We start from the raw sequence: 20,459 nt of genomic DNA on the forward strand, positions 1-20,459 counted from the left end.
GTGGCGGACTACGGCCTGGTGGGTGACCTGAATACCGTGATCCCCGAGCTGGTGGCAGCACTGGGCTGATCGAGCCCGACCGGCCGGTTCGACGCATGTTGAACTGGCCACCGCAACAAGAAGAATAAAAGCCGTTCCGGGTGAATCCCGCGAGCGGCTTTTTTACAAATAACGTGGAGACATCGATGACCTACCGTGCACCGCTCAAGGACATGCTGTTCGCGATGACCGAACTGGCCGACCTTGATCACATCAGCCAACTGCCCGGTTATGAAGAGGCCACGCCCGACACCGCGCAGGCGATCCTCGAGGAATCGGCCAGATTCAACGAACAGGTGGTGGCACCGCTGAACCGCATCGGCGACACCGACCCGAGTAGCTGGAAGGACGGCGTGGTCACCACCACGCCCGGCTTCAAGGACGCATTCCGCCAGTTTGGCGAAGGCGGCTGGCAAGGGGTGCTGCATCCGGCCGACTTTGGCGGCCAGGGTTTGCCGAAGCTGGTGGCCACGCCATGCAACGAGATGCTGAACACCGCGAACCTGTCGTTTGCGCTGTGTCCGCTGCTGACCGATGGCGCGATCGAGGCACTGCTGACAGCCGGTACCGATGCGCAGAAGGCCACCTTCCTGCCGAAGCTGATCTCGGGTGAGTGGACCGGCACGATGAACCTGACCGAGCCACAGGCCGGTTCGGACCTGGCCGCAGTGCGCACCCGCGCCGAGCCGCAAGGCGATGGCACCTTCAAGGTTTTCGGCACCAAGATCTTCATTACCTACGGCGAGCACGACATGGCGGACAACATCGTCCATCTGGTGCTGGCCCGTACGCCAAACGCTCCCGAGGGCGTCAAGGGCATCTCGTTGTTCATCGTGCCGAAGTTCATGGTGAACGCGGACGGCACGCCCGGTGCGCGTAACGACGTGCATTGCGTATCGATCGAACACAAGCTCGGCATCAAGGCGAGCCCCACGGCAGTGCTGCAGTTTGGCGACCACGGTGGTGCGATCGGCACACTGGTGGGCGAAGAGAATCGCGGTCTCGAATACATGTTCATCATGATGAATTCGGCGCGTTTCTCGGTGGGCATGCAAGGGATCGCGGTGTCGGAGCGTGCGTACCAGCAGGCCGTGGCGTATGCGAAGGACCGTGTGCAAAGCCGCCCGGTCGACGGGTCGGCGCGCGAGGCCGTGACCATCATTCACCATCCGGACATCAAGCGCATGCTGCTGACGATGCGTGCGCTGATCGAAGGTGCGCGCAGTGTGGCCTATGTGGCCGCGGCGGCCAGCGACATCGCGCACCAGCATCCCGATGAAGCGGTGCGCAAGCAGAACATGGCGCTGTACGAATTCATGGTGCCGGTGGTCAAGGGCTGGAGCACCGAACTGTCGATCGATGTCACCAGCCTCGGCGTGCAGGTACACGGTGGCATGGGCTTCATCGAGGAAACCGGCGCGGCACAGCACTATCGCGATGCGCGCATCCTGCCGATCTATGAAGGCACGACTGCGATCCAGGCCAATGACCTCGTGGGACGCAAGACCGTGCGCGATGGCGGAGCCGTGGCCCGCGCGATCTGCGCGCAGATCGCCGAGACCGAAGCCGCGCTTGGCCGGCATGGCGGTGCGGCATTTACGGCCGTACAGACGCAACTGAAGCAGGGCCGCGAGGCGCTGGAAGCAGTGGTGCAGTTCGTGGTGGACAACGCGAAGGCCGATCCCAACGCCGTGTTCGCTGGCAGCGTGCCGTACCTGAAGCTGTGCGGCATCGTGTTCTCGGGCTGGCAGTTTGGCCGCGCCATGCTGGCGGCCGATGCAAAGCGTGCGGAAGATCCGTCGTTCTATGAGGCCAAGATTGCGACCGCGCATTTCTTCGGCCAGCACATCCTGTCGCAGGCTTCATCGCTACGCGCGGCAATCGTGGATGGCGCGGCGCCGGTCAATGCGCTGACAGCCGAGCAGTTCTGATTTGCTGATGGGTTGCTCCCCTCTCCCGCGCTGCGGGAGAGGGGAGAAAGACAAAAACAATCAAGCAGGCATCGGGCGCGGCACGTGATGCGAGCGCGGTTGCTTGCGATACCGGTCCACCGACAGGTCGTCGGCGCGAATCGCCGGGCGCGCACCGGATACCAGATCCGACAGCAACTGGCCCGAGCCACATGCCATGGTCCAGCCTAGCGTGCCGTGGCCGGTATTGAGCCACAGGCCGCGAATGCCGGCGGGGCCTACCACCGGTGTGCCGTCCGGCGTCATCGGGCGCAGGCCGGTCCAGAACGTGGCGCGGCTTACGTCGCCCGCACCGGGGAACAGGTCGGTGACCACATGTTCAAGCGTGCGGCGCTTGTTCGGGTCCAGCGAGCGGTCGTAGCCGACGATCTGCGCCATGCCGCCTACGCGGATCCGATCGTCGAAGCGGGTGATGGCCACCTTGTAGGTTTCATCGAGCACGGTCGAGACCGGGCTCTTTTCGGCATCGAGCAGCGGTACCGTGATCGAGAAGCCCTTGAGCGGATAGACCGGCAGGTTCGACAAGCCAGGCAACACATGCTTGACGAACGGGGTCGACCAGCTGCCCAGGGCCACCACCACGGCATCGGCCAGCATTGGCTGGCCACCCACCACGGCACCGGTCACGGCATCGCCTTCGGTCAGCAGGCCATCGATTGAACGGTTGTAAAGGAACTGCACGCCGATCGATGCAGCCATGGCTGCCAGCCGTTCGGTAAACAGCTGGCAGTCCCCGGTTTCATCGTTCGGCAGGCGCAGGCCGCCGGCCAGCTTTTGGCCAGCAGCGGCAAGCGCCGGTTCGCTCGCGCCGAGTTCTTCGCGCGAGAGCAATTCGTAGGGCACGCCGGCTTCTTCGAGCACCGCGATATCGCGCGATGCTGCTTCGAGCTGCGCTTCGGTGCGGAAGACCTGCAGCGTCCCTTGCTGGCGTCCTTCGTAGGAAATCCCGGTTTCGGCGCGCAATGCGCGGATGCAGTCGCGGCTGTATTCAGCCAGGCGCACCATGCGTTCCTTGTTGGTGGCGTAACGCTCGACCGTGCAGTTCTGCAGCATTTGCCACATCCACTGCAGCTGGAACAACGTGCCATCGGGTTTGATGCTCAGCGGCGCGTGTTCCTGGAACATCCATTTGATCGCTTTGAGCGGCACGCCCGGCGCGGCCCACGGCGACGCATAGCCCGGCGAGATCTGGCCTGCGTTGGCAAAGCTGGTGCCAAGCGCGGGGCCGCTTTCGCGATCCACCACGATCACTTCATGACCGGCCCGGGCCAGATACCACGCACTGGTGACGCCAATCACACCACTGCCAAGAACGAGAACGCGCATTTTTCGGGGGCTCCGTACTGCAAGAACAGGCTGTAGAAGAATTCACTCCTATACTATTGACTTCAATCCAGTCATAGTTACTGAAGTTAATCGTAAAACAGGAAAAAATCATGAGAACGAGTCGTCAGCCGGTACGTACGCTGGATCGGCTGGACCGGAAGATCCTGACGGTGCTGCAAGCCGACGGTCGCATCTCGATGAAGGACCTTGCGGAGACCGTGGGACTCACCATTACGCCGTGCATCGAGCGCGTGAAACGGCTCGAGCGCGACGGGGTCATCATGGGTTACTACGCGCGCCTGAATCCGACGCTGCTGGGCAGCGCACTGCTGGTGTTCGTGGAAATCTCGCTCGGTAACAAGTCGGGCAATATGTTCGAACAGTTTCGTCGCGAGGTGCTGCGCATTCCCGAAGTGCTGGAATGCCATCTGGTGTCCGGCGACTTCGACTACCTGATCAAGGCGCGCATTCGCGAGATCGGCGAGTACCGGCGGCTGCTCGGCGACATCCTGCTGCAATTGCCCGGGGCCGCGCAGTCGAAGAGCTATGTGGTGATGGAAGAGATCAAGGAGACGCTGGCGATTGCCGTGGATGGCCGGGAAAGCACGCAGGGCGGCGCGGCATAGACATTCGGCCCGTTCAGCCTGTTCAGCTTGGGGGTTTCCGATGAGTACTGTATATTTATACAGTACTCGTTTCTCAAAGGGGCATCCCATGCCGTCCTATCGACCCCAGCCGCGCAAAGGCCGGGGGGCGCTTTCCAACGTCGAGTCCAGGTATGACGGCTGGTCGCGCGATGTCGATCTCGATGGCCTCGCCGGGGACATCGAGGTCCATGGCGAGCGCCCGGTGCCGCAGACCACCATCACGCTGGAGACGGTCAAGTCGATCATCTCGCGCAACCAGTCGCCGGATGTTCCGTTCGACCAGTCGGTGAACGTCTACCGCGGATGCGAGCATGGCTGCTCGTATTGCTTTGCGCGTCCAACCCACGCGTACCTGGGCTTGTCGCCGGGCCTCGATTTCGAGACCAAGCTGTTCGCAAAGCCCAATGCCGCCGCGCTGCTAAGGACCGAGCTGTCGCGCAAGGCGTACCAGCCTTCGGTGATCGCGCTCGGCACCAACACGGATCCGTACCAGCCGATCGAACGGGAGATGCGTCTGACTCGCGCGATCCTGGAGGTACTTGAAGAGTTCGAACATCCGGTGGCCATCACCACCAAGTCCGCGCTGGTCACGCGCGATATCGACATCCTGGCGCGCATGGCCGAGAAGCAGCTCGCGCGTGTCTATATCTCGGTCACATCGCTATCGGCGGATCTCGCGCGCAAGCTCGAGCCACGCGCGAACACGCCAGCAAGACGTCTCGAAGGCATCAGGCGCCTTGCCGACGCAGGCATTCCAACCGGGGTCCTGGTGGCGCCGGTGATCCCCGCGCTGACCGATACGGAAGTGGAGCGCATTCTGGAGGCGGCCCATGATGCCGGCGCAAGCGCGGCAGGCTATGTGATGCTGCGCCTGCCGCTCGAGGTGCACGACATTTTCGTGGAATGGCTCGCGCAGCATTACCCGGGACGCCAGCGGCATGTGCTCAGCCTGATCGAACAGATCCGCGACGGGCGTCGCAATGACTCGACCTTTGGCCAGCGCATGAAGGGATCGGGCATCTTTGCGGATCTGCTCGAAAAGCGTTTCCAGCATGCGTGCCGTCGGCTTGGGCTCAACCAGCAGCGCTCGCCGCTTCGGCTCGACCTGTTCCGCGTGCCGGTAGTGGCATCGGCGCAGGGCAGCCTGTTCTGAATGCGGCGGGCGACCACTATGCAAACACCTCGGCATCTTCCAGCGCCCTGCCTGCAGCATCCTTTGCCGCAAGCGTCGGCGCGCCGACGATGGGCCATTCGATGCGAATCTGGCCATCGTTCCAGAGCAGCGAGCGCTCATGCTCGGGATGCCATGTGTCGGTGGTCTTGTAGAGGAACTCGGCGTGGTCCGACGTCACCACGAAGCCGTGCGCGAAGCCTTCCGGAATCCACAGTTGCCGCTTGTTTTCGGCCGACAACGTAACACCGACCCATTTGCCGAAGGTGGGCGAACTCCTGCGCAGGTCCACCGCCACATCGAATACTTCGCCCAGTATCACGCGCACCAGTTTGCCCTGCGGATGCCGGATCTGGTAGTGCAAGCCGCGCAGGACATTACGCGCCGAGCGCGAATGGTTGTCCTGCACGAAGCTTCGCTTGAGGCCGGTTGCGACTTCGAACTCCGTTCCGTTGAAGCTCTCATAGAAAAAGCCGCGGTCATCGCCGAACACCTTGGGCTCGACGATCAGCACATCGGGGATCTCGGTGCGAATGACGTTCATGCTCATGATGTCGCCCTCCAGATAGATTCAGGACAAGAGCTGGTCCAGTACGTGATGCATGCCCTGTTGCCAGTCCGGCAGATGAACGCCAAACGTCTGGCGCAATCGCGTGGTATCGAGCCGCGAGTTGGCCGGGCGCCGGGCTGGCAACGGATACTGTGCGGCCGGGATCGGCTCGATGCGCGCCGGATCCACCTTCAGCGGGATGCCGCGCTCCGCCGCGCCGCGCAACAGTTCGCATGCATAAGCGTGCCAGCTGGTTTCGCCCGCGGCAGCCAGGTGATAGATACCCGATGGAAATGTGCGACGGTCGCCGGACAGCCAGGAACGTGCGACGATCTGCGCGGTGATATCGGCAATCAGCGTGGCGGGCGTGGGGGCGCCGAACTGGTCGGACACCACGCGCAGGCTGTCGCGTTCACAGCCCAGCCGCAGCATGGTTTTTGCAAAGTTGGCGCCATGCGCGCCAAACACCCACGCCGTGCGCAGGACCAGTGCCGCCGCCTCGCCCGACGCGATGGCACGTTCGCCAGCCAGCTTGCTGGCGCCGTAGACCGATAGCGGATCTGGCACATCGCTCTCGTTGTATGGCCTGCGCCCGCTGCCATCGAAGACGTAGTCGGTCGAGTAGTGCACCAGCAGGCTGCCCAGCACGCTGGCCTCTTCGGCCAGGATGCCGACCGCATTGCCGTTGATGGCAAACGCCAGGTCGGGCTCGCTTTCGGCGCGGTCCACCGCCGTGTAGGCTGCCGCGTTGACGATGACATCGGGCTTGAGGTCACGCACCACACGCCGCACCTGGTCGGGTTGCGCGAGGTTGCAGCCGGTGCGATCAAGTGCGATCACACGCCCCAGCGGTGCCAGGCTGCGCCGCAGTTCGAATCCGACCTGGCCATTGCAGCCCGTGATCACCAGTGTCGGGAGCGCTTCGGGATTACGCGGCATATTGCGTCACCATCCAGTTGCGATACTCGCCGGAGACCACGTTGCGTACCCAGGCCTGGTGATCGAGATACCACTGCACGGTCTTGCGCAGGCCCGTCTCGAACGTTTCCACCGGTTTCCAGCCCAGTTCGCGCTCGAGCTTGCCAGCATCGATCGCGTAGCGGCGGTCGTGGCCCGGACGGTCCTTTACGAAACGGATCTGGTTGCGGTACGAACCCGAGGCACGGGGGTGCAGCTCATCGAGCAGGTCACACAGCGTGTGCACGACGTCGAGGTTGGTCTTCTCGTTCCATCCCCCCACGTTGTAGGTTTCACCGGGACGCCCATGTGCGAGTACTTCGCGTATCGCGGCACAGTGGTCGCCCACGTAGAGCCAGTCGCGCACATTGAGGCCATCGCCATAGACCGGCAGGGGCCAGCCGGCGATGGCATTGGCGATCATCAGCGGAATCAGCTTCTCGGGGAAGTGATAGGGCCCGTAGTTGTTGGAACAGTTCGTGGTCAGTACCGGCAGTCCATAGGTGTGATGCCAGGCCCGGACCAGATGGTCCGCGGCGGCCTTGGATGCCGAGTAGGGACTGTTGGGCTGGAAGGTACTGGCTTCGTGGAAGGGCGCTTCGTCCGCTGACAGCGACCCGAATACCTCGTCCGTGGAAACATGCAGGAAGCGGAAACCGGCCTTTGCAGCGGGGTCGAGGCCGGCCCAGTAGCCGCGCGTTGCTTCGAGCAGCGTGAAGGTGCCGACGACATTGGTCTGGATGAAATCGTCCGGTGCATGGATCGACCGGTCGACATGGCTTTCCGCCGCGAAATGCACCACGGCTCGTGGGCGGTAAGTAGCGAGCAGCGTGTCCAGCATGGCGCGATCGCAGATGTCGGCCTGCACGAAGACATGGCGTGCGTCGGTGTCCACCGAGGCAAGGTTCTGGCGATTGCCGGCATATGTGAGCCGGTCGACATTGACGATGCTGTCGGCGTCTGGGCGATGCAGCCAGTCCAGTACGAAATTGCTGCCAATGAAGCCGGCGCCTCCGGTAACGAGTACGCATGACGGTGCCGCGCCGCCGCTTCCGGCGGCGAGCGTTTGCAAGTGTGCTGACATGGTTCCTCCCGCGCAGTGCAGCGCGCAATCTGCTGGCGGCCTACGATCGGCCTACGATCCGTCGGGCCAGTGCCTTGGCGTAAGGCGGCGTGATGCCGTGCAGGAAATCGCGTGCGGTCAGTGGAAAGTGTTCCCCCGGTGCCGCCTGAAATCGGGTGCTGTGATTCTCCGCCGCCTCCAGTTCGGGGCGTCCGTTCGAGTAGTAGTAGAGTGCAATCGAGCGGCGCGAGACGCCGGGCGGGCATGCCAGCGGCACGGGATGGCCGTGCCATGACACTTCGTTGGTGTTGAAGATGACCAGCCGGTTGCCGATGGGCGCGATCTTCTGCACGCAGTGCTGGACGCCTTCATCCCACAGTTGCAGATGGCCGGCCCAGTTTTCTTCCCAATGGTCGTTCAGGTACAGCAGCACATTGATGCGCCGGTCCAGCTTCCATTCCAGGTGGTGGTTGTAGTCGATATGCAGCCCCAGATGTCCCCCGGGCAGCGTCTGGTGCAGGCCGCCACCGTGCAAGTGCGGATCGGGCACGAGCCCCTTGATGCCGGTCAGCGTTTCCAGGAAGCGCGTGAAGCCGGGCCCGTTCAACTCCATGATCAGCGCGCGCAGCGCTGGCGGAATGGCATAGAAGTCCTGGATCTGCAGCTTCAGGTTCTCGGCCGCGGACTGGAACTTGAACCAGACGTTTTCCTTCTTGCTCGGAAAGGCATCGCTGGCTTCGCGATAGATGTCCTCGTCGAGGAAGTTGTCGATGCAGACATGGGGAAATGGTGCGGCGGAGCGGTAGGGCTCCGACAGCTCGCGTGACATCCAGTCAAGCTTGGCGATATTCAGCAGGTCGTGGCGCATGCTTAGGTCTCCTCCAGTAGCGGCGTGGTCTGGAATGGGCCGGCCCGGCCCTGGTTGCGGTACTCGGTGGGAGACAGCGAGTACCGCTTGCGAAAGATCTTGCCGAGCCGGTCGCCATTGCCCATGCCGCAACGCCGCGCAATCTTGTCGACGGGGAGACTCGTCTTCATCAGCAACCGGCAGCTCATTTCAAGTCGCGCCCTGAGCAGGTACTCCGAAGGCGTCATGCCCAGCGTGAACTTGAAGCGCCGCAGGTAGTTGCGTTCGCTCATCGCCGCTACGCGCGCCGCATCGGCGACCGAAATCTCTTCCATATAGTGTTCGGACATCCAGCGTGCCGAGGCGCGAATCTTACCGGTCGCGGCGCATGCCCGTTCATCGTCGCCATCCGGATCGCCGTCGCGCTCATCGGAAAGGATGGCCTCGAGCTGCGCGCGCGCCGTATCGCTCGATGGATTGCGAGGGGGATCGAGCAGCCGGGCTACCTCGCGCGCTACTGTGTTGCCAAGGTCCGCTTCGATCTGGGCCAGTGCCATGTCGATGGCCGACGGCATGACATCCGGCGCGGAATCGGTGCCGCCACGACACCAGAACACCGAAGCGGGTGCCTGCACGGTCTCCGCAAGGCCCTCGCCCGGGCGCTGCGCGAGTGCACGCGACACGCGCGGCGTCGGCACGTCGCGGCTTCTGCCGCAGCGCTCCAGCACCGATGCGCTCACTTCCATCAAGGCGCTCATCAGTCGCGCGTCGCGTTCCCCCACGGGCTCGCGTTCGCTGCAGGCAATGAAGATGGCATTGAAGCCGCGCTGGCCAAGCGCATCGAGGCCTTGGGTCCAGACCCGCACCGACGAGGAACACGCAACATTGCCGCCGCGATAGGACAGCAGTGACAACTGGTAGACCGGACGCCGGTTGCGCTGCAGTTCGAGTTCATTGGCCACGCGGAACGCCTCCGCAATGATTCCTGCGGTCAGCAGCGAGCAACCGTCGAACAACATCAGCCCGATGCGCTGGATCGCACGATTACCCGCTACCGGTAGCAGGCCCAGGGGGCGGACTGGCGGAGGTATCTCGACAAGGCTTTCCATGGCGTTCCCACCCTTGCTAAGAAACTTCGAACTCGAATCTATTGCATTGCATCATAAGCAATATGCGGCAATGCACAATGCCCTGTGTCGGATTTTTGCGCAATGTTGGCGGATTATTACTGGGTTCGATTGAAAATCTATCAGAAATGCGAAAATCGCATCGGATTGATTATCAAAAATGAATCATTATCGTAAATATTACTGGCTGCCTTAACGCCTCCATAAGGAAGAAAATTCACTGATCTGGGGAAAGGGCAGGCCCTAAGCTTCAGATTTCACGGGGTTTGTGCGTGCTGCTTGCCGATTTGATGCGGACCCGATAATCGCGCACCTTGTCTGGGAACGAGTGGCATGTGCGCCACCGCACAGATAAAAAAATAAATCCCTTGTTTCCCCAGAAAATACCTTGGACGTTTCTTTTGTCCTTGTTTTAGCCCGCTTTTATCCGCCCCATCGGCCAAAGCTTCTGCATTTTCAGCCAGCCGCCTTTGCGGCAATTCCACGCATCTATGCTTCAGTGCAGCAAAACGGTTTTCACGCTGCTTGACCCGCCGTACAGGAGCTGAAGATGCACACGACCGATCCCATCGATGCAGTGGACGCAGTGGATGCAAAGGTTGGCGTTGCCGCAGGCGCCGTGCCGCCGCTGGTAACCATGCGCCTCACCACGGTAGTGCTGGCCGGCGGCTCGGGTACGCGGCTGTGGCCACTGTCGCGCAAGCAGTATCCGAAGCAACTGATCGACGTGCTTGGCCGCGATACGCTGCTGCAGGCCACCGTGCGGCGCATGGCGGCGTTGCACGGTGAGGCGCCGGCCGAAGGCACGCCCATCATCGTCTGCGGCAAAGCCCACCGCTTCATGACCGCGCAGCAGTTGGCAGCGGCTGGCGTTGAAGCCCGTATCGTGGTCGAGCCGAGCGGGCGCAATACCGCGCCCGCGTTGACGATGGCGGCGCTGCTGGCGATGCAGGAGGATGACGACAGCATCCTGGTGGCAATGCCCGCCGATCACGTCATGGCCGATGACGCGGCGTTCCGGCTCGCCGTGATGCGGGCGGCTTACTTTGCCGAACAGGGCGCCGTCGTCACGCTCGGCGTGCCCCCCACGCGCGCGGATACGGGCTACGGCTATATCCGCATTGGCGCGCCGCTGGGCGATATTGCGCATCGCATCGACGCATTCGTGGAAAAGCCCGCCGCCGAGCTTGCGCAGCAGTACGTGGCATCGAACGAGTACTGGTGGAATAGCGGCATCTTCGTGGTGCGTGCCAGCACCTGGCTGGCGGCGCTGCAACGACTGCAGCCAGACATGTTCGATGCCTGCAAGCGGGCTTTCGACGCGGGCCGCACCGAAGGGAACTTCCACCATCCGGACACCGCGGCATTCTCGGCCGTGCCCTCGGACTCGATCGACTATGCCGTGATGGAGCATCTGGCGCGTACCGACGACGTGCAAGGCGTGGTGGTGCCGCTGGTGGCCGGCTGGTCCGACCTGGGCTCATGGGACGCCGTGTGGGACGCCATCGACAAGGATGCCGACGGCAATGCGGCGCGCGGGCGCGTGTTGTACGAGAGCGCCACGTCTTGCTACGCGCATGCCGATGGGCGGCTCGTGGCCTGCGTGGGCACGCAGAACCTGATCGTGGTCGAGACTGCCGACGCGGTGCTGGTGGTGGACCGCTCGCACGTGCAGGCCATCAAGGGCCTGGTCGAACGCATCGCGCGGCAGGCGGGCACCGAGGCCGAGACGCACCGCAAGGTGCAGCGGCCATGGGGTTGCTACGACTCGCTCGATCACGGCGAACGCTTCCAGGTCAAGCACATCGTCGTGCATCCCGGAGCGTCGCTGTCGCTGCAACTGCATCACCACCGCGCCGAACACTGGACCGTGGTGCGCGGCACGGCCCGCGTGACACGCGGCGACGAGCAGTTCCTGCTCAGCGAGAACGAATCCACCTATATCCCGATTGGCGTCATGCACCGGCTGGAGAACCCGGGAAAGCTGCCGCTCGAAGTCATCGAGGTGCAATCCGGCTCCTATCTCGGCGAGGACGACATCGTCCGGCTTGCCGACACCTACGGCCGTTGCGCCTGATCCCCTTGCCCCCGAGGCGCCGCCGGCATGCGGCGCCTCGGTACCCGCTCTCCAACCTATGGCTACGGGAGAAGTCGCCATGCCAGTCCTGAAATCGCTGCTGTCGAGAATCGGCATCATGCCGAGCCGGCTGACCGCCGCATCGCCGGCCATGCCTCCGGAGCTGCCGGGCATCATGGCGCCATCAGTGACCACGGCGCCGGCGACGCCAGCGGAGCGGACTGCCCGGCCGCGCGTACTTGCGTTCGGGCTGGGCACCAAGCGCGTGTTCGATGTTGCCGCGGCACTGGTGCTGATGTTGCTGCTATCGCCGCTGCTGGTCATGGTGGCGTTGCTCGTGATGCGCGATGGCGGTCCCTGCCTGTATGGCCATACGCGGGTCGGGGTGGACGGGCGCAAGTTCAAGTGCCTGAAGTTCAGGTCGATGGTGCGCAATGCCGATGCGGTGCTCAAGGACTTGCTCGCCAGCGATGCCCAGGCACGCGCGGAATGGGCCGCGGATTTCAAACTCAAGAATGACGTGCGCGTAACGCGGTTCGGGCACTTCATCCGCAAGACCAGCATCGACGAGTTGCCGCAGTTGTGGAACGTGGTACGCGGCGACATGAGCCTGGTGGGCCCTCGGCCGGTGGTCGAGAAGGAGCTGGAACGCTACGGCGATTCGGTGTCGTACTACCTGGAGGTACTGCCAGGCATTACGGGGCTGTGGCAGGTCAGTGGCCGCAACGATACCGACTACGACACGCGCGTGGCGCTCGACGTCGCCTACGTCAGGAACTGGACCTTCGGCGGCGATATCGTGATTCTGTTCAAGACAATCGGGGTGGTGCTTCGTGGTCGCGGCGCATACTAAACTTCCGTGGTTCCGGCGCCTCGCAGTGATACTGCTGTGGGGCTTCACAACAACGCTGCTCGGTGCCTGCGCGATGGCGCCGGGCATGTCGTACCAGTCTGGCGCGCAGGCTTCCCAGGCGCGCACCGGCGAGGTGTCATCGGGTGTATCGACGTTGCCCGCCGGCAGCCTGCCGTCGATGAACGGCGTGGGGTCCGTCTCGCGTGACAGGCTGATCGAGATCGACAGTGCGTTGATCAACGCGCAACGCGCAGCGCGGCCGAACGGCGTGGCACCCGAGGTGCAGGCATTGTTCGACAAGCCGCGTCCCTATGTACTGGGTGCCGGCGATGTGCTGAGCATCGTGGTTTGGGGGCATCCGGAGTTGAACCTGCCCGCGCTGCAGGTCACCAGCGGCGTCGACACGTCGGGCTCGAACGCGGTGGTGACCGGCTACACCGTCGATGCTGCCGGCAATGTGCAGTATGCATTCGTGGGCATGGTACCGGTGGCTGGCCTGACTGAAGCGCAGGCGCGCGACCGGCTTACGCAACGGCTGGCCGAGTATGTGCGCAACCCGCAGATCACGCTGCGCATCCAGGCCTATCGCAGCAAGCGCGTCTACCTGGATGGCGCGGTGCAGGTGCCAGGCCTGCAGATCATCAACGATGTGCCGATGACACTGCCCGAGGCCATCAACCGCGCCGGCGGATTCAACGCGGTGGCCGACCGTTCGTGGGTGTCGGTCACGCGAGCCGAGAAAACCGCGCGTATCAGCCTGCCGGACCTGATTGCCAAGGGCGCCAATCCATCCGACATCCTGTTGCGCGATGGCGACCTGGTGCGCGTGCATACCGCGACGGACAGCAAGGTCTACGTCATTGGCGAAGTGGCCCGTACGTCCGCGTTGACGCTCAACAACGGCAAGCTGAGCCTCAACCAGGCGCTCGGTGACGCGGGCGGCGTGAGCCAGTACTCGGGCGATGCACAACAGGTGTACGTGGTGCGTGGCGATGGTGGTAACCAGCCCGAGGTGTACCACCTCGATGCGAGTACGCCATCGGCCATGGCACTGGCAGATGGCTTCGCGCTGCAGGCCAACGATGTGGTGTTCGTCGACACCTCGTCGCTGGTGCGCTGGAGCCGGGTGGTCAACCTGCTGTTACCCACCGCGCAGACGGCGACGGCCAGCCGCGCGCTGGCGCCCTAGCGCCGCGGCCAACCAGGAGCACCGCATGCATTCATCCTATCTTGCGAACCCGGCCTACGAGCCGCCCGGCCGTCCGCCGATCCGGCCGATGAATCCCGTGACCACGCTGTTCGCAAGCCGCTGGCTGATTGCGGGTACCACGTCGGCCTGCCTGCTGGCCGGTGTCGCGTATGCCGTGTTCGCGCGGCCGGTGTATCGCTCCGACATGCTGATCCAGGTCGAACCAAGCACGATCGAGAACCGCTCCACCTCTGGCGATCCGCGCCTGACGCCAGAGATCAAGCCCGATACCACGTCGGAGATCCAGGTATTGAGTTCGCGCATGGTGGTGTCGCGCGCGGTGGAGACGCTGAAGCTGTATATCGAGGCGACGCCGCGCTTTGTGCCAGTGATTGGCTGGTGGCTGGCCGAGCGCGCCGACGGTTACTCGCATCCGGTTGCCGGCCACGTCTATGGCAAGGAGCGGATCGACGTGACCACGTTCGATGTGCCGCCAGCGTGGCAGGGCAAGCCGTTCGTCGTGACACTGGGTCGGGACGGTGCCTTTGACCTGACACTGGACACGGCATGGAGCGGCCCGGCGTTGACACTGCACGGCAAGGTTGGCGTGTTGTTGCGGGCGGATACCGCGCGCGGTCCGCTGACCCTGCTGGTGCGCCGGGCCGCCGGTGCGGCCGGCGCAAGCTTTACGTTGAAGCGCTATTCCGAAACCGCTACCACGGAGTGGTTGCAGAAGACGCTGGCAATTGGCGAGCGTGGCAAGCAGTCCAGCATCATTGGTGTGTCGCTGGACAGTATCGATCCGTTGCGCGCGACCCAGATCCTCAATGAGATTGGCAGGGAGTATGTGGACCAGAATGTGCGACGCCGTTCGGAGGAGGCGGACAAGTCGATCCGCTTTCTTGACGAGCAACTGCCGCAACTGAAGAGCCAGCTCGAGGAATCGGAAAGCCGCTACAACGCATTTCGCGCCCAACAGGGTACCGTCGACACCAGCCAGGAAGCGCGCGCACTGCTGCAGCAATCGGTGGAGGCGGAAACGCGCCTGGTCGACCTGCGCCAGAAACGCCAGGAACTGGTGACGCAATACACCGAGAAACATCCCGCGCTGCTGGCCATGGACGGACAGATGCGCGAGGCCCAGGCCGCGTTGTCGGTAATCCAGGGGCGTACGCGCCAACTGCCGCTGATCGAACAGAAGGTCCTGCAGTTGCAGCGCAATATGCAGGTCGATACCGAGCTCTACACCAATCGCCTCAATGCCCGCCAGCAACTGACGCTGGTACGCGCCGGCAAGGTGGCCACTGTCAGGCTGATCGATCCGGCTACGCCGCCCGAGACGCCGATCACGCCGCGCCGCGGGGTGGCGGTTGGTGGATCGCTGCTGGCGGGGCTGCTGGCCGGGATCGTACTGGCGGTTGCCCGGCGGCGCATCGCCGGTACGGTGCAGGATCGCGACGAAATCGAGATCGCTACCGGCATTCCCGTGTATGCGACGGTGCCGCGCAGTCGCCTGACCGGGCAATTGCGCACGACGTGGCCGCGCTTCCTGACGCCCGGTACCGGGCACGCACCGCCCGATGCGGCTATCGAAAGCCTGCGCGCAGTGCGCACCACGCTCCATTTCGCGATCCATGACGCGCCCAATCGCGTGGTACTGATCACCGGGCCCACCGCGAGTGTCGGCAAGTCGTTCGTTGCCGCCAACCTGGCCACGCTGGCGGGCGCGTCGAAACGTCGTGTGCTGCTGATCGATGCCGACCTGCGCAACGGCATGTTGCACAAGCGCTTCCGCTTGGACCGCGGGCCGGGACTTGCCGAGGTGTTGGCGGGCAGGTGCAAGCCGGAAAAGGCGATTCGCCGCGATGTATCGCACGGACTCGATTTCCTGTCGACGGGCGCGCTGACATCGGGGCCGAGCGAGCTGTTGCTGCAGCCGGAGCTGGCGGCGCTGGTCGAGCGCGTAGCCGCGCACTATGACATGGTGATACTCGATGGTCCGCCGCTGTTGCCGGTGGCCGATGCGCTGGTGCTCGGCCGCCTGGCCGGCACGGTGTTCATGGTGGCGCGGCATCGCGTCACGACCGTGGAGCAGATCGACGAAAGCACGCGGCGCCTGGCCCAGGCCAATGTGGCCGTGCGCGGCGTGATCTTCAACGACTTCACGGGTGCGATGCATCGTTACAGCTATGCATACGGGGTCAGCGAAGCGCATCCGGTCAATTCCGTTTGATCAGGGGAACGGCAGCCATGAACCACACTCACCACAAGCGCGTCACGCTGGTCACGGTCACCTATGCCGATCGCGTGCACTATTGTGCCGAGCTTCTGCGTCGTGCATTCGGTAATGAAGGCGTGGCGCATGCCGTGGTGGTCAGCAACAACTCCGCATCCGACCTCGGTGCGCTGGAATCCGTATGGGGCCGGCGTATCACCGTGGTACGTCTGCCGACCAATAGTGGATCGGCCAATGGCTATGCGGTGGGAATTGCCACCGCACTGGCGCGCGACACCGACTACCTGTGGTTGATGGACGACGACAATGCGCCATGCCCGGGCGCGCTCGACGTGCTCTGCCACCAGCTCGATCTGCTGACACGCATGCACGGCCGTAGCCGCACGGCGGTGCTTGGATTTCGTCCCGATCATCAGGCCGATATCGCGATGGGCGTACCGGCCACGCAGGCATTGCCGCCGAGGTCGAGCTACTTCGGCTTTCACGTGGCGCGTATCCCCTACAAGATCTGGCGGCGCACGCCATGGGGCAAGCCCCAGCCCCAGGCGATTCCCGCGGTGGTGCGCATGCCGTTTGCGCCATATGGCGGGTTCCTGGGGCACCGCGAGATGTATCTCGATCTCGGCTTGCCTGAACGGCAACTGGTGCTGTACGCGGACGATATCGAGTACACGTGGCGGCTGACCGCACGCGGTGGCCACATTGCGCTGGTTACGGGCGCCCGCCTCGAAGATCTTGAGGGGTCCTGGAACGTCAAGCGCCACTGGAAGAACCACTTCGAATGCATGCTGCTCAGCGGCTCCGATTTTCGCGCCTACTACAGCAGCCGTAACCAGGCGTGGTTCGACAAGCATTACTGGTCGAGTTCCGGATTCACATATCGCTTGAACCGCTTTGTGTTCCTGACCCTGTTGCGCCTGTACGGCAAGCGCCGTCAGGCGGCCGACCGGCTGCGACTGCTCGAACGTGCGATCGCCGATGGCGAGGCGAGCCGGCTCGGCTTTAACGCCGACTACTCGCTGTAATGCTGCCGACCCGCAAAGGACCATGATGCTTACCATTGTGATCTGCAACTACAACCATGCGCAGTTCCTGCGGGCCGCGATCGACTCCGCGCTGGAGCAGTCCGCACTTCAGGACGTGACAGTGATGGTGGTCGATGACGGATCGACCGACCGATCGTGCGACATCATCGCGGGCTATGGTTCGCGCATCGAGGCCGTATTCCAATGCAATGGTGGCCAGGTGGCCGCGTACAACCATGCGTTGGAACGGGTCGTGACACCGTACGTGTTGTTTCTCGATGCCGATGACCGCCTGCACCCCGATGCCGCCGAAACCGTGCTGGCCGCATTTGCCGCGGGCCACTGCGTCAAGGTCCAGTACCGGCTCGATGTGATCACCGAGGATGGCACGCCCACAGGGGTGCAGGTGCCGCAGTCGATCGCGGCGCCCGATTGCGGCGCGCTGCTGCGCGGTGGCTGGCTGTACCCGTCGCCCCCCGGGTCTGGCAACGCCTATCGTGCCGATGCATTGCGGCAGATCTTCCCGGTACCGGTGAACGCCGACAATATCCACGGTGCAGATTTCTATGCGATCTACGGCATCGCGCTGGTGGGCGAGGTATCTGCAATCGAACGTTCGCTAGGGTGCTACCGCGTGCACCGGCAGACGCGCAAGGGTGCGCAAGCACAGGGCAGTGCGAGCCTGTCGCTGGCCAATGCCGAGGATGCGCTTGCCGGAGCCCGGCAAGCGGCGCGACGCTGGGCGATCCTGAGGGTCATTGCGCGCGAGCGCCTTGGCATCGTGCTGCCACCTGTCATTCTCGATTTCTCCGTGGAGAAGGCGGAATTCGCCACGGTGGTCTATGGCGCGCCATTGGCGCGGCGCTGGCACTGGTTCCTGCATGAATCGGGCCGCTATTTCCATACGATTGTTGCCAACCCGTTCTGGAGCGCACGCAAGAAGGTGGCGGTGTGGTGCCTGACGGCGTTGTGCCTCGTGCCGGTGGCTTCGTTCAGCAACCGGGTAGTGCGGTATATCGCCAACCCGCTGGCGCGCGCCGGCTACTGAAATGCACAGGAGCGAGACCGTGACCAGCACCATCTCGATCAACGGCCGCTTCCTGGGACGGCGCGCCACCGGCGTCGATCGCTTCGCGTACGAGGTAGTGCGCAGCATCGACCGGCTGGTGGCGGAGCAGGATCCTGCCACGGCCGGATTGTCCTTTGAATTGCTGGTGCCGGCGTCGGTAACGGCGGAGCCACGGCAGTTTCCGCATCTGCGCATCCGCACGGTGCCAGGTGGCAAGGGGCAGTACTGGGAGCAGGTGAGCCTGCCGCTGGCCGCACGCGGTTCCCTGCTGCTGAACCTGTGCAATGCGGCGCCGTTGCTGTATCCGAACCAGGTCACGGTGATGCACGATGCCGCGCCGATGCGCGTACCGCAGGCTTACTCGCGTGCGTTCCGGGCGTGGTATCGCTTCATGGCGCCATGGGTGGGTCGCATCGCACGGCGCGTGCTGACGGTGTCCGAGTTTTCGCGCGGCGAGATCGTGGATGCGTATCGCATTCCCGACGCCAAGGTTGGCGTATTGCCAATGAGTGGCGACCATATGCTGCGCCTGCCCGAAGCCGCGGACGTGCGCCGGAAGTTCCAGTTGTCGGACCGCCCCTATGTGCTCGCGGTCAGCAGCGCCAGCTATCACAAGAATTTCCGGCTGGTGGTCGAGGCCGTGGAGATGCTGGGAGCAGCCGACTATGACGTCGTGATCGTTGGCGCCGCATCGCCGGTGTTCCAGTCGATCAGGCAGCAGACCACGGCCAGCGTCAAGCGGGTCGGCTATGTCGACGATGCCGACCTCAAGGCGTTGTTCCGCGATGCGGCCTGCTTCGTTTTTCCATCGCTTTACGAAGGCTATGGCTTGCCGCCCGTGGAAGCGATGACACTGGGCTGCCCGGTGCTTGCCTCGAACCTGCCTTCGGTGCGCGAAGCCTGCGGCACGGCCGCGCTTTACTTCCAGCCGACCAGCGCGCGTGAGTTCGGCGAACTGCTGACGCGTGTGATGCATGACGGCGCGTTGCGCGACACCCTGCGCAGGCAGGGCTACGCGCACGTGGAACGGTATTCCTGGCGCGCTACCGCCGCGCGGTTACTCAGCGAGATCTCACCATGGCTTGCACAGCGATGAATCCTTCACCCGGCGAGTTCGGCAAGGTCGCCGTGGTACACGAATGGCTGACGACCTATGCAGGGTCCGAGCGCGTGCTGGAACAGATCCTCAGGATATGGCCCGAGGCCGACCTGTTCAGCGTGGTCGACTTCTTTCCAGAGGCACAACGGCACGCGCTGCAGGGCAAGCACGCGACGACCACGTTTATCCAGCGCCTGCCGCGTGCGCGGAAGTCGTTTCGTGCCTACCTGCCATTGATGCCGCTGGCGGTCGAGCAACTGGACCTGTCCGGCTACGACCTGGTGATTTCATCGAGCCATGCGGTGGCCAAGGGTGTCATCACCGGACCTGGCCAGGTGCACGTCAGCTATGTGCACTCGCCGATCCGTTACGCGTGGGATTTGCAGCACCAGTACCTGACCGAATCGAACCTGACGCGTGGCGTGAAGAGCTGGCTGGCACGGGCGATCCTTCACTACATGCGGATCTGGGATCAGCGTACTGCGCACGGCGTGGACCTGTTCGTGGCCAACTCCGCCTATGTCGCGCGCCGCATCCGCAAGGTCTATGGCCGGGATGCCGCCGTGGTGTACCCGCCGGTCGATGTCGAACATTTCAGCCTGTGCGAGCAACGCGAGGATTTCTTCCTGACGGCGTCGCGGCTGGTGCCGTACAAGAAAGTCAGCCTGATCGTCGAAGCGTTCGCGGCAATGCCGGACAAGCAGCTCGTGGTGATTGGAGATGGTCCGGATCTCGAACGGATACGCGATATGGCCACGCCAAATGTGCGCGTGCTTGGGTATCAGCCGACCGAGGTGCTGGTAGCCCATATGCAACGCGCGCGTGCGTTTGTGTTCGCGGCCGAGGAGGACTTTGGCATCGTGGCCGTGGAGGCGCAGGCCTGTGGCACGCCGGTGATCGCGCTCGGACAGGGCGGTGCGCGCGAGAGTGTGATCGACAGCCGTGACCGCGACCTGCGCACCGGGGTGTTCTTTCCGCGCCAGACCGTCGAGGACATCGTGCGTGCGGTGTGCCGTTTCGAGGATACCGGCCCGTTCCTGTCGGCACCATGCCGACGCAATGCCCTGCAGTTTTCGCCCGAGCGCTTCCGGCGTGAGTTCCTGGCCATGGTACGCACCGCCATGGAACAGGCGCCGGTCTTGCGGCAGATGGTCGATCGCGCCCCCGCCACGCCTCCGCCGGTCGTCGATCCACTGGCCGTTGCACCGCATTGA

17 protein-coding genes and 1 pseudogene are annotated in these 20,459 nt (G+C 63.7%); 11 read left to right on the forward strand and 7 right to left on the reverse strand.

Annotated elements, in window-relative coordinates:
• The first annotated feature begins 185 nt into the window (after window positions 1-185).
• Entirely contained in the window at window positions 186-1,970 is a 1,785-nt protein-coding gene (locus ACO550_RS38535) for an acyl-CoA dehydrogenase C-terminal domain-containing protein (protein ID WP_315598894.1), read from the forward strand.
• Window positions 1,971-2,030: 60 nt separating this feature from the next.
• Here the strand turns inward: ACO550_RS38535 and ACO550_RS38540 are convergent, their stop codons facing one another.
• Window positions 2,031-3,335, reverse strand: coding sequence for a D-amino acid dehydrogenase (locus ACO550_RS38540; protein ID WP_315598893.1), 1,305 nt, complete (start codon window positions 3,333-3,335; stop codon window positions 2,031-2,033).
• A 110-nt stretch (window positions 3,336-3,445) separates the two neighbouring features.
• On the opposite strand from ACO550_RS38540, the gene ACO550_RS38545 reads away from it, so the two are divergent.
• Both ACO550_RS38545 and ACO550_RS38550 read left to right on the forward strand, forming a co-directional pair.
• Window positions 3,446-3,961: an Lrp/AsnC ligand binding domain-containing protein gene (locus tag ACO550_RS38545; protein ID WP_315598892.1), complete on the forward strand. Its 516-nt coding sequence runs from the start codon at window positions 3,446-3,448 to the stop codon at window positions 3,959-3,961.
• 88 nt (window positions 3,962-4,049) lie between these two features.
• Window positions 4,050-5,135 carry a PA0069 family radical SAM protein gene (locus ACO550_RS38550; protein ID WP_485995158.1) on the forward strand — a complete coding sequence of 362 codons (1,086 nt, stop codon included), beginning with the start codon at window positions 4,050-4,052 and terminating at the stop codon, window positions 5,133-5,135.
• A gap of 16 nt (window positions 5,136-5,151) precedes the next feature.
• On the opposite strand, the gene rfbC is transcribed toward ACO550_RS38550, so the two are convergent.
• The 6 genes from rfbC to ACO550_RS38580 form a co-directional block, all read right to left on the reverse strand.
• A complete protein-coding gene (gene rfbC / locus ACO550_RS38555) occupies window positions 5,152-5,703 on the reverse strand; it encodes a dTDP-4-dehydrorhamnose 3,5-epimerase (RefSeq protein WP_315598453.1) in 552 nt (183 codons plus the stop codon).
• Between the two features lie 21 nt (window positions 5,704-5,724).
• Entirely contained in the window at window positions 5,725-6,642 is a 918-nt protein-coding gene (gene rfbD, locus ACO550_RS38560) for a dTDP-4-dehydrorhamnose reductase (RefSeq protein WP_315598452.1), read from the reverse strand.
• Complete coding sequence (gene rfbB / locus ACO550_RS38565; RefSeq protein WP_315598451.1) at window positions 6,632-7,744, reverse strand: dTDP-glucose 4,6-dehydratase; 1,113 nt, start codon at window positions 7,742-7,744, stop codon at window positions 6,632-6,634. The genes rfbD and rfbB overlap by 11 nt, the downstream gene beginning before the upstream one ends.
• Window positions 7,745-7,784: 40 nt before the next feature.
• Window positions 7,785-8,591, reverse strand: a complete 807-nt coding sequence (locus ACO550_RS38570; RefSeq protein WP_315598450.1) for a 2OG-Fe(II) oxygenase — start codon at window positions 8,589-8,591, stop codon at window positions 7,785-7,787.
• A gap of 2 nt (window positions 8,592-8,593) precedes the next feature.
• Window positions 8,594-9,679: a GlxA family transcriptional regulator gene (locus ACO550_RS38575; RefSeq protein WP_315598449.1), complete on the reverse strand. Its 1,086-nt coding sequence runs from the start codon at window positions 9,677-9,679 to the stop codon at window positions 8,594-8,596.
• A gap of 275 nt (window positions 9,680-9,954) precedes the next feature.
• Window positions 9,955-10,182, reverse strand: coding sequence for a hypothetical protein (locus ACO550_RS38580; protein ID WP_315598448.1), 228 nt, complete (start codon window positions 10,180-10,182; stop codon window positions 9,955-9,957).
• A 65-nt stretch (window positions 10,183-10,247) separates the two neighbouring features.
• On the opposite strand from ACO550_RS38580, the gene ACO550_RS38585 reads away from it, so the two are divergent.
• The 8 genes and pseudogenes from ACO550_RS38585 to ACO550_RS38620 all read left to right on the forward strand — a co-directional run bounded on the left by ACO550_RS38585 (window position 10,248) and on the right by ACO550_RS38620 (window position 20,459).
• Window positions 10,248-11,774, forward strand: coding sequence for a mannose-1-phosphate guanylyltransferase/mannose-6-phosphate isomerase (locus ACO550_RS38585; protein ID WP_485995159.1), 1,527 nt, complete (start codon window positions 10,248-10,250; stop codon window positions 11,772-11,774).
• A 259-nt stretch (window positions 11,775-12,033) separates the two neighbouring features.
• Window positions 12,034-12,627, forward strand: a pseudogene (locus ACO550_RS38590) (sugar transferase); the annotation flags it as partial.
• Between the two features lie 85 nt (window positions 12,628-12,712).
• Window positions 12,713-13,816, forward strand: a complete 1,104-nt coding sequence (locus ACO550_RS38595) for a polysaccharide biosynthesis/export family protein (protein ID WP_485995160.1) — start codon at window positions 12,713-12,715, stop codon at window positions 13,814-13,816.
• Window positions 13,817-13,841: 25 nt separating this feature from the next.
• Window positions 13,842-16,049 carry a GNVR domain-containing protein gene (locus tag ACO550_RS38600; protein WP_315598447.1) on the forward strand — a complete coding sequence of 736 codons (2,208 nt, stop codon included), beginning with the start codon at window positions 13,842-13,844 and terminating at the stop codon, window positions 16,047-16,049.
• Window positions 16,050-16,066: 17 nt separating this feature from the next.
• Entirely contained in the window at window positions 16,067-17,077 is a 1,011-nt protein-coding gene (locus tag ACO550_RS38605; RefSeq protein WP_315598446.1) for a glycosyltransferase family protein, read from the forward strand.
• A 22-nt stretch (window positions 17,078-17,099) separates the two neighbouring features.
• Window positions 17,100-18,125: a glycosyltransferase gene (locus ACO550_RS38610; protein ID WP_315598445.1), complete on the forward strand. Its 1,026-nt coding sequence runs from the start codon at window positions 17,100-17,102 to the stop codon at window positions 18,123-18,125.
• Window positions 18,126-18,144: 19 nt separating this feature from the next.
• Window positions 18,145-19,242, forward strand: a complete 1,098-nt coding sequence (locus ACO550_RS38615; RefSeq protein WP_315598444.1) for a glycosyltransferase — start codon at window positions 18,145-18,147, stop codon at window positions 19,240-19,242.
• Window positions 19,224-20,459, forward strand: coding sequence for a glycosyltransferase family 4 protein (locus ACO550_RS38620; protein WP_485995161.1), 1,236 nt, complete (start codon window positions 19,224-19,226; stop codon window positions 20,457-20,459). Before ACO550_RS38615 ends, ACO550_RS38620 begins: the two co-directional genes overlap by 19 nt.

This window comes from Cupriavidus sp. (genome assembly GCF_057315035.1).